The organism is Rouxiella silvae, assembly GCF_002093625.1.
Classification (GTDB): Bacteria; Pseudomonadota; Gammaproteobacteria; order Enterobacterales; family Enterobacteriaceae; genus Rouxiella; species Rouxiella silvae.
Genome location: NZ_MRWD01000049.1, coordinates 33,856 through 43,682, shown reverse-complemented (window position 1 = coordinate 43,682; position 9,827 = coordinate 33,856). Strand labels below are relative to the sequence as shown.

Annotated in this window: 9 protein-coding genes; 5 read left to right on the top strand and 4 right to left on the bottom strand. The window is 49.2% G+C overall.

Going from position 1 to position 9,827, the window contains the following annotated elements:
* Positions 1–727: 727 nt before the first annotated feature.
* The 3 genes from BS639_RS18395 to BS639_RS18385 all read left to right on the top strand — a co-directional run bounded on the left by BS639_RS18395 (position 728) and on the right by BS639_RS18385 (position 4,694).
* Complete coding sequence (locus BS639_RS18395) at positions 728–2,644, top strand: PTS mannitol transporter subunit IICBA (protein ID WP_055775598.1); 1,917 nt, start codon at positions 728–730, stop codon at positions 2,642–2,644.
* A gap of 155 nt (positions 2,645–2,799) precedes the next feature.
* The gene (mtlD, locus tag BS639_RS18390; protein ID WP_055775602.1) at positions 2,800–3,948 is read left to right on the top strand and encodes a mannitol-1-phosphate 5-dehydrogenase; all 1,149 of its coding nucleotides are present in this window, start codon (positions 2,800–2,802) and stop codon (positions 3,946–3,948) included.
* Positions 3,949–4,145: 197 nt separating this feature from the next.
* The gene (locus BS639_RS18385; RefSeq protein ID WP_055775605.1) at positions 4,146–4,694 is read left to right on the top strand and encodes an MltR family transcriptional regulator; all 549 of its coding nucleotides are present in this window, start codon (positions 4,146–4,148) and stop codon (positions 4,692–4,694) included.
* Here the strand turns inward: BS639_RS18385 and BS639_RS18380 are convergent.
* From BS639_RS18380 to BS639_RS18365, 3 genes are all read right to left on the bottom strand, one after another.
* Positions 4,684–5,022: a DUF805 domain-containing protein gene (locus BS639_RS18380; protein WP_084983967.1), complete on the bottom strand. Its 339-nt coding sequence runs from the start codon at positions 5,020–5,022 to the stop codon at positions 4,684–4,686. The two genes, BS639_RS18385 and BS639_RS18380, sit on opposite strands and share 11 nt — an antisense overlap.
* Positions 5,023–5,437: 415 nt before the next feature.
* Positions 5,438–6,019 carry a hypothetical protein gene (locus tag BS639_RS18370; RefSeq protein ID WP_084983965.1) on the bottom strand — a complete coding sequence of 194 codons (582 nt, stop codon included), beginning with the start codon at positions 6,017–6,019 and terminating at the stop codon, positions 5,438–5,440.
* 145 nt (positions 6,020–6,164) lie between these two features.
* Entirely contained in the window at positions 6,165–6,779 is a 615-nt protein-coding gene (locus BS639_RS18365) for a LysE family translocator (protein WP_084983963.1), read from the bottom strand.
* 161 nt (positions 6,780–6,940) lie between these two features.
* Here BS639_RS18365 and BS639_RS18360 point away from each other — a divergent pair, with 161 nt between their 5' ends.
* Positions 6,941–8,452, top strand: a complete 1,512-nt coding sequence (locus tag BS639_RS18360; RefSeq protein ID WP_072156433.1) for an aminotransferase-like domain-containing protein — start codon at positions 6,941–6,943, stop codon at positions 8,450–8,452.
* Between the two features lie 90 nt (positions 8,453–8,542).
* Positions 8,543–8,902 (top strand): YibL family ribosome-associated protein, encoded by a 360-nt coding sequence (locus tag BS639_RS18355; protein WP_055775626.1) that lies wholly within the window; start codon positions 8,543–8,545, stop codon positions 8,900–8,902.
* A gap of 99 nt (positions 8,903–9,001) precedes the next feature.
* On the opposite strand, the gene sodA is transcribed toward BS639_RS18355, so the two are convergent.
* Positions 9,002–9,622, bottom strand: a complete 621-nt coding sequence (gene sodA, locus BS639_RS18350) for a superoxide dismutase [Mn] (protein WP_055775629.1) — start codon at positions 9,620–9,622, stop codon at positions 9,002–9,004.
* Between the last annotated feature and the right edge of the window lie 205 nt (positions 9,623–9,827).

Genomic DNA, 9,827 nt, shown 5'->3' with positions numbered 1-9,827 from the left:
ATTATCTCATTGATGGCCATATTGTTATAAACTGAGTTTGATAAAATACTCACGATGATTTCCATTGAAAACAGAAAAATGTAAGGCATTCTAATAGAGTTATTTTTATGATAACACCTATATTAGCTTTTTCAGATTAATTGATCTCTTGACTGTTATTCCATTGAGCGAATTACACTAAATGGCTCCGCCTATTCTCTCGAATCTTTTTCCCGCTTTTTATCCTTGGCCTCTTTTCTTACATTCACGAGGCCAATTTTTCCAGGAACGCCATCACTGACCCGTAATTTTATTTCACGTTCACCCCATCAATGCCTTCTCAAACTCCATCGTTACCCTAGCTGTTGTCTTTTTAAGCAAAATTTCAGTCACACGGCAAAAATAAATTGTGATCATCATCACGCTTTTGCGATAAACCTTAACCATTAAATAGTGATATTGATCACAAATATTTTACCTGAGTGATGATTTTTCGCTCTTTGTGCTTAAGTTACAAGGCTTTTATGTGATCTGGATCACCATAATGCGGGGTGGTTAGGGGGGTAGGCCGTGATCGCTATCACGGGCCGGGGCAGCTCTACGCGTGGTCATAATGGCGTGCTAGAGTTCGTCTTGCAGACAGCAATTCGACGGACTCCCATCATTTTAATGGGTAAATATACCGTCCCAATAATTACCACGTATAACGCGCTCTTATTGTTAGCGCGTATCAATAGGGGTGTGTTTTATGCTTTCACCAGACGTCAAGGTCGGAGTTCAAAACTTCGGCCGTTTCCTGAGTAACATGGTAATGCCTAATATTGGGGCATTTATCGCTTGGGGTATTATCACCGCGCTGTTTATTCCTACCGGTTGGATCCCTAACGCGACCCTGGCCAAGCTGGTCGGGCCGATGATTACCTATCTATTGCCGCTGCTTATCGGTTTTACCGGTGGGCGTCTGGTTGGCGGCGATCGCGGTGGCGTGGTTGGTGCAATCACCACCATGGGCGTCATCGTTGGTGCGGATATGCCGATGTTCCTCGGCGCAATGATTGCCGGTCCTTTAGGCGGCTGGTGTATTAAACGCTTCGACCGCTGGGTTGATGGCAAGATTAAAAGCGGCTTCGAGATGCTGGTTAACAACTTCTCGGCCGGTATTATCGGCATGCTGCTGGCCGTGCTCTCCTTCCTGGCGATTGGACCGTTAGTTGAAGCTCTGTCCAAGCTGCTGGCTGCTGGCGTGCATATTATGGTTATCCATAACCTGTTGCCGCTGGCCTCTATCTTTGTTGAACCGGCAAAAATCCTGTTCCTGAATAATGCGATTAACCACGGCATCTTCTCGCCGCTTGGGATCCAACAGGCAACCGAAGCCGGTAAATCTATCTTCTTCCTGATTGAAGCTAACCCAGGCCCAGGTATGGGCGTACTGATTGCTTACATGGTCTTCGGCCGCGGCAGCGCCAAACAGTCTGCGGGCGGTGCGGCAATCATCCACTTCTTGGGCGGTATTCACGAAATTTACTTCCCATACGTGTTGATGAATCCACGCCTGCTGTTGGCCGTTATTCTTGGCGGCATGACCGGCGTGTTTACGCTCACCGTGCTGAACGGCGGTCTGGTATCACCGGCTTCACCGGGTTCAATTATTGCCGTTCTGGCGATGACGCCCAAAGGTGCCTACTTCGCTAACATCTCAGCGATTGTTGCAGCGTTCCTGGTCTCCTTCGTGGTCTCGGCTATCTTGCTGAAAAGCTCGAAAGTGAAAGACGAAGATGAGCTGGAAGAAGCAACACGTCGCGTGCAAGACATGAAAGCGCAGTCTAAAGGCGGCAAACCAGGCGCTGCGACCGGCGTTGCGGGCGACCTGTCAACCGTGCGTAAAATCATCGTAGCCTGTGATGCGGGTATGGGCTCAAGCGCCATGGGTGCAGGTGTGCTGCGTAAAAAAGTGCAGGATGCTGGGCTGACCAATATTTCGGTCACCAATACGGCGATTAATAATCTGCCGGACGATGTGGACCTGGTGATCACTCACCGCGACCTCACCGAACGTGCGTTACGCCAAGTTCCACACGCGCAGCACATTTCGTTGACCAACTTCCTCGACAGCGGCCTTTATACCGACCTGGTTGCTCGTTTGGTTGAAGTTAATAAAACCAGCGAATACAAAGAGAAAGTAAACACTACGCTGAACGACAGCTTGGTCAGCGATGCGGACAACGCTAATCTGTTCCGCATGAGTCCAGAAAACATCTTCCTCGGCCTAACTGCCGCCAATAAAGAGCAGGCAATTCGCTTTGCCGGTGAGCAACTGGTGAAAGGCGGCTACGTCCAACCTGAATATGTAGAAGCAATGCTGGCGCGTGAACAGCTGACTTCTACTTATCTCGGCGAGTCGATTGCAGTGCCGCATGGCACTATTGAAGCTAAAGATCGCGTGCTGAAAACCGGTATCGTATTCTGCCAGTATCCGGCAGGTATTCGCTGGGGCGAAGATGAAGATGATTCTGCCCGTCTGGTTATCGGTATCGCCGCTCGCAATAATGAGCACATCAACGTGATCACTAAACTGACCACCGCGCTCGATGAAGATGGCGTTATTGACCGTCTGGCAAATACAAATAGTGTTGAAGAAGTGCTCCAGATCATTCGCGGATAAAATCGATTGATTGATAATCTTCGGGTTATCGATAGCCAAACATATTGAGAACGTCACTAACCGGGTCTGTCATATCCAACGTTTGGGTAGCAGACCCGGTTGTTGATTCGAAGCCCAGAGCTTCCTGGTTCTTATCACCGTTTTAGGGAGTTATCATGAAAGCTTTACACTTTGGGGCCGGCAATATTGGCCGTGGATTTATTGGCAAACTGCTTGCCGATGCAAAAATTGAATTAACCTTTGCCGATGTTAGCCCTGTTCTGCTGGATGCGCTTAACAGCCGTAAAGGCTATGACGTGCACGTGGTTGGAGAGCAGGCGACCGTTGAGCCTGTCAGCAATGTCAGTGCGGTAAACAGTGCCGGTCAGGACGCGATAAATCTTATCGCTCAGGTAGATCTGGTGACCACCGCCGTAGGCCCAACCGTGCTTGAAAAAATTGCGCCGAACGTGGCCAAAGGCCTCGTGCTGCGTCATCAGCAGGGCAATGAAAGCCCGCTGAATATCATCGCCTGTGAAAATATGGTGCGCGGTACCAGCCAGTTTAAACAACACGTGTTCAACGCGCTGCCGGAAGACGAAAAAGCCTGGGTTGAGGCTCACGTCGGTTTCGTTGACTCCGCAGTCGATCGCATTGTGCCACCCGCAGCGGCAGGCACCCGTGATCCTCTTGAAGTCACCGTTGAAACATTCAGCGAATGGATTGTTGATAAAACCCAATTCAAAGGTCCGCTGCCTGAAATTAAAGGCATGGAACTGACTGACAATCTTATGGCCTTCGTTGAGCGTAAACTCTTTACCCTCAATACTGGCCACGCCATCACCGCTTATCTGGGCCAGCAGGCGGGCCACGCGACGATCCGCGACGCGATTCTTGACCCGACAGTGCGCGACGTGGTGAAGGGTGCGATGGAAGAGAGCGGCGCGGTGCTCATTAAGCGCTACGGTTTTGACCCAGAAAAGCATGCCGCCTACATCAATAAAATTCTTTCTCGTTTTGAAAATCCTTACCTGCACGACGACGTGGAGCGCGTAGGCCGCCAGCCGCTGCGCAAGCTAAGCGCCGGTGACCGATTGATTAAACCGCTGCTGGGCACCGAAGAATACGCATTGCCTAATGCCAATCTGGTGATCGGTATTGCCGCCGCAATGCGTTATCGCAGCGAGCAGGACCCTCAGGCCCAAGAACTGGTAGAGCTGCTGAACACGCTTGGACCGAAAGCCGCGTTGGCACAGATTTCCGGCTTGCCTGCCGACGGTGAAGTGGTTGCTCAGGCGGTTAGCGCCTATGAGAAAATGCACTAACGGGCGCATCAACGTCGAACCCAAAGGCACTGAAGTGGCAAAGAACGGATAACGTAAATGCCGCTTATGGGCGTCGGGTTAACCCAACACCAGGTGAAGAAAGGAGAGTCGGACGCAATTTTTAGCGTCCGGCAAACCTCTATCAAGGATGACGCCGTGGGCGTTGAAAGACTCACTTAACATCGTGAATAGCGACCATGGAAAAAGCACAGGCGTTTGAGAACCGGGTTTTGGAAAAATTGAATGCGGGAAAAACCGTACGAAGTTTTCTCATGACCGCGGTGGAGCTGTTGGCGGAAGCGCTGGATATTTTGGTGGTTCAGGTTTTTCGTAAAGATGATTATGCGGTGAAATACGCCGTAGAACCGCTGTTAACCGGCAACGGACCGTTGGGCGACTTGTCCGTGCGACTAAAGCTGATTTATGCGCTTGGGGTGATTAGCCGCAATGAGTATGAAGACGCTGAACTGTTGATGGCTCTGAGAGAAGAGCTTAATTACGACGGTAACGAATACCGTTTTACCGATGATGAAATACTCGGGCCCTTTGGCGAGCTGCACTGTGTGGCTGTGCTGCCGCCTGCGCCGACCTTCCTCAAACCCGGCGAAGCCGATGAGTCATTAATCGCCATGCAGCGTCAGCGCTATCAGCAAATTGTGCGTTCGACGATGGTACTTTCCATCACCGGCCTGATTGCGCACATCAGCAATCAGCAGCCGTCACGACTTTCCCCCGTTAAGCGCTAGTTTGGTTTTTTTCTTTTATAGAAGACGGAAAAGCCATAAAAATCAGCATAATATAAGGTGCTACGCAAAGTAGTACTATGATTGCCTTAGAGTAGCCTGCGTCATTGATCCTTCTAACGGCGCAAGACAATGTCGGAAGAATGAGCAGTATCAGTGGAATAAAGCCTATTTCGGAGGTTTTTGAGGCATAGAAAAGCAAATAAAGAAAAAACCACAAAGCTTGAAAGACAACAAACACGATGTAGTTAGCCCTTCCTTCCTTATCCTGATAATTAAAGGTTTTCATAAATCCTTTTTTAACACTTTCCCAAGGGTTTATCGGGGCCATACTTTACGAACTCCCAATAAAATTATCAGTGAACTTATCATGGATGAAAGATAAATTTTCGTGGCTGGGAAATCATCAACACGTAATGCCACATCAGAGCCTATCGAATCTCTTATGCTGTGGCTAAATAGATTTACAAACAAAAATAAGAATAAGGCGTTAGCTATCAAAGACAATATATGAAAGTAAGTGTCTTTTTTAAATGACAGATTTTTGACTCTATCAAAAAGGTAATAAGACACCATAAAGTAGATGACATATTCCACCGCGAGTGTAATGGGCAAAATTATAAATGCCCTTAAATCGAAAATCGCACCTTTATGATCGCCAAGATATTGAGAGACTAAAATATCTAGCGAGAAGTATCCGAACAAAGCAAATACAAAGGCGAAGCCAACTAGAAAGTAAGCCTTAATCATTTGTGGCCTCGAGGTTTATTCAATTTATTCATTAGAGTAGACAGTTCATGTCCGGGTTTTACCATAATTAATTGCCCCGTTTTTTTATCGTATTTTGCGGCAGCTTCAGGTGTGCCTTTCCCACCATCATTCATCATAAAGTTCGCATCCGGCCTGCCATAGATATTAACATTAGGCAAAGGATCATGTCCAAATGCCAGGATTTCTGATGTTGGAAGGGAATATTCTTTTGTTAAAACAGAAGGGATTTTTTTAGAGTCAATTCCTGAGACTGGCGTTGCCATGAATCTTGATCCACTGTATTCCATAAAAAATTCAAGTTCCGCGCCTGCGCTATCACGTTGTAAAAGTTCTGCACCAGCCAAGATTCTAATATTTTGCCAAAGAGTGACATTCGCAGACGTGACCTTGGCCCCATCGAGATAGCTATCTTGCTTACGACTAAGCTGAAAGACCATTTTATGGATTTGTAGCATAGTGGCCCCTAAACCATGCCAGTTAGGGGCATCGCGACTGTAAATCCTTTCTGTGATGATGAATATGCCAGTCCCTTTAAACACGGGGATGTTATCGGCCATATCCTGATCCTCCATTATGAGCGATTAACAAAAGTACTAAAAAATCGTAGTGCCTTCAATGAATAGCATTTTTTTGCTCAAAAATGGTGGGTCAGGATCTTAATAAACCATTAATTTATAATATTATTTTAGACGCATAATCCAGTTAACTGATTATTAAGACATTCTTTAGCTCATCCACAATTAGCCACAGCGCGGTCAGTGCCATCAATCCTGCCATCACGGTATTAAAGGCCTTGAGCTTCCATTCTACCTGCAGCGCCTTGCGAAGGCGGTCGCCCATCATCGCCCAAATCAATACGCACGGAAAATTCAGCACGGCAAAACCGATACAGTTCGCCAGCGTGTGATGGAGCATATTGCCCGCTGGCGGCGTGAACAGAATGGCCACGTTAGTTGCCATCAGCCAGGCTTTTGGATTTATCACTTGGAACAGGGCGCCATTAATCAGTCGCATAGGGCGCTGTTCGGCCTTGTTCTGCGGCATTGAAGAACGGAATATCTTCCAGGATAGCCAAAACAGATAGCTACAGCCTAAAACCGCCATCGGCAGGCGAATAACGGTCATCCAGCTCAGTAAAACGGCTAATAAAGACGTAGTTAACGCGCATTGAATCGAACAGCCTAGGGTGATCCCCATTGTCATCGGCAGTGTTTTTCGCAGGCCAAAATTAACACCCGATGAGGCCAGCAGCAGGTTATTAGGACCCGGTGTAATTGACATCACGGTAACGTAACTCACAAATGCAGTATCTAACATCGGGTGTTCCTTATGAAAATGCGCTCTGCGCCGGCAGGGCTAGTGAGTGATTAGCATAAGGTGATAAACAGTTAGGTTACAGAGCCAGATATAAGCTATTGTTAGGGTTACAGTAGGTTAAAATATAAACTGTACCCATACCACTGGCGGGAACTGACACCATGACCGATTTACTCTCCGAAACTGTTGATCCTATCGTCCCGAGCGATGCCGATGCACCGGCTGAAACCCGCTATAACCAACTTGCAGATCAAATGGCCGAAGCCATTCGCCGTGGGACGCTGCTGCCCGGAAGTCGTCTCCCGTCCGTGAGGCGTAGCGCTGAGATGCATCAGGTCAGCATCAATACCGTGGTGGCAGCTTATCGCCGTCTGGAAGACCGAGGGCTGATTGACGCGCGGCCACAGTCTGGTTTTTACGTCAGCAGCGCGCTGCCTGTTCTGGTGAGCAGGGCCGAGGAACATTCGCCCGCCGCCGAGCCTGCCGATGAAGTGCTGGCGCTCATCGACAAGGTTTTTGCCGCACAGACCAATCCCGCCTACACCAATATTTCTCTGGCCTGCCCGCAGACCAACGATTTCTACCCTGGCGGCAAACTAGGGCGAATTATGTCTTCTCTGCTCCGTCGCCAGCCGCAGCTTATCGGGCAATACGCGTTGCCGCCGGGCAATTTGCACCTGCGTCAACAAATTGCCCGCCGTGCCATGGCGCTTGGCATGATCCTTGAACCGACGGATATCACCCTGACGCATGGCTGCATGGAGGCGCTGCAGCTTGCTCTGCGTGTGACCACAAAACCCGGCGACAGCGTGGGGTTGGAGACACCAACCTATTTTTATCTTCTGCCACTGCTTGCGAGTCTGGGATTAAAAGCGGTAGAAATTCCTACCGATCCTCAGGACGGCTTGTCACTCGATGCGCTTGAATTGATGCTGAGTGAAAAACGTCTCAACGCGGTCATTGCTATGCCAACGGCGCAGAATCCGATGGGGTTCACCATGCCGCTGGCGGCTAAAAAACGCCTCGCCCGCCTGATGAACGATCACCAGGTGCCGCTGATTGAAGACGGGCTGTACTCGGAGATTCAGTTCGGGCCAACGCTGTCTCCGGCGGTAAAATCTTTTGATAAAAAGGGCTGGGTGCTTTTTTGCACCAGCTTTACCAAGACGCTGGCGCCTGATTTTCGCATTGGCTGGATTGCCGGAGGGCGATTCGCTGAAAAACTGCGTCATCTGAAAGCCGTATCTTCAATGGCGGAGTCGGCGCTGTTGTCAGAGACACTGGCGGTGTTTTTAGAGTCTGGCGGATTTGATCATCATCTTCGTACGCTGAGAAGACGCTATGCTGCACAGGTTGATGAAGCAAAATCACTGATCGTCCGCTATTTTCCGCAGGGAACCCGCGCGACGCAGCCAAAAGGGGGCTTCGTTTTCTGGGTCGATTTCCCGGCTGAAGTCGATACGGTAAAATTGTTTGACCTGCTGCTTGAAGAAAAGATCTGCATGACGCCAGGCACGCTATACTCGCCTAGTGGCCGTTATCGCAATGCGTTGCGGCTTTCCTGCTGTTACCCGTTTAATGCGCGCTACACCGAAGCATTGGCGAGAGTGGGGCGAAGAGCCTGCGAGATGAGTGGATTACCGCCCGGTATCGTTACACAGGCTGCCGAATAGTCTACTTCCTGTTACACTACGGGCTGAATTTAATTTTTCGCCGTCCTGCCCCGCAATATCGCGGCGCCTGATGGCATATGGGTTAGCGAAATGATCGAAAAAGAAAAAGCAGAGATTAAGCGCCTGAGCGATATGCTCGACGCCCTGAATCACAAAGATGCTACCGTTATTCAGCAAGGCGTTACCGAACTGATTGACCAGCATATGAAAGAAAAAGAGAAATTAGCCGCTGAAATCGAGCGCCTGCGCGGCGTGCGTGAAGTGAAGCTGAGCGCAGAAGCGCAAAAGCTTTCGAAAATGTTCAGCCGTGAAATTACCAAGAAAGAGCAGGCCGATATGGGCACGCTGAAGAAAGTGGTTCGCGGTATTGTGGTGGTACACCCGATGACTGCGCTTGGCCGCGAAATGGGTCTTAAAGCGGTAACGGGTTTCTCGAAAAAAGAGTTCTGATCCAACCCTTAGACATTAAAAAACCGACGAAGTCAGCTTCGTCGGTTTTTTATTGGATCTTTTGCGGATTTTATCAGAGACAAAATCCGCAAACGGCCATTACTTCGCAGCTGCGAAGTTTGCTGCCGCCACGTCCCAGTCGATTACATCCCAGAATGCTTTGATGTAGTCAGGGCGTTTGTTCTGATATTTCAGGTAGTAAGCGTGTTCCCAAACGTCCAGGCCCGCGATTGGGGTGCCCGAAACGCCAGAAACAGCTTCGCCCATCAGTGGGCTGTCCTGGTTAGCAGTAGAAACTACTGCCAGTTTGCCGTCTTTTTTGACCAGCCACGCCCAGCCAGAACCAAAACGAGTGGTTGCCGCTTTTTCAAAGGCTTCTTTGAAAGCTTCAACGCTGCCGAAATCACTTTCGATAGCGGCTTTCAGTTCGCCCTGCAGGGTGGTGCCTTTTTTCAGGCCTTTCCAGAAGAAGCTGTGGTTAGCGTGGCCGCCGGCGTTGTTACGCAGGGCAACTTTCTTGTCAGCAGGCACTTTATCGAGGTTGGCAATCAGCTCTTCAACAGACAGTTTTGCCAGCTCTGGCAGGCTTTCCAGCGCCGCGTTGGCGTTGTTTACATAGGCCTGGTGGTGTTTGCTGTGATGGATTTCCATCGTTTCTTTGTCGAAGTGCGGCTCAAGTGCATCGTACGCGTAAGGCAGGGATGGTAGTGAATAACTCATGTTCATCAGCTCCATTATTGTTGGGCAGTGCAGAGTAATATGAGCACCGCGTAATCAGTCGGATCATTATAGTTAATAAATTGATATTGAAAATGATTATCTATGCTCCGCACTTTGTGTGGGTATTACACGGCCCGCGTCATCCGTGGCTTAGAGCAAGTTAAACTATTCAAAAGGGAAATTCGTCTAAGGGGCAATTGCCCCG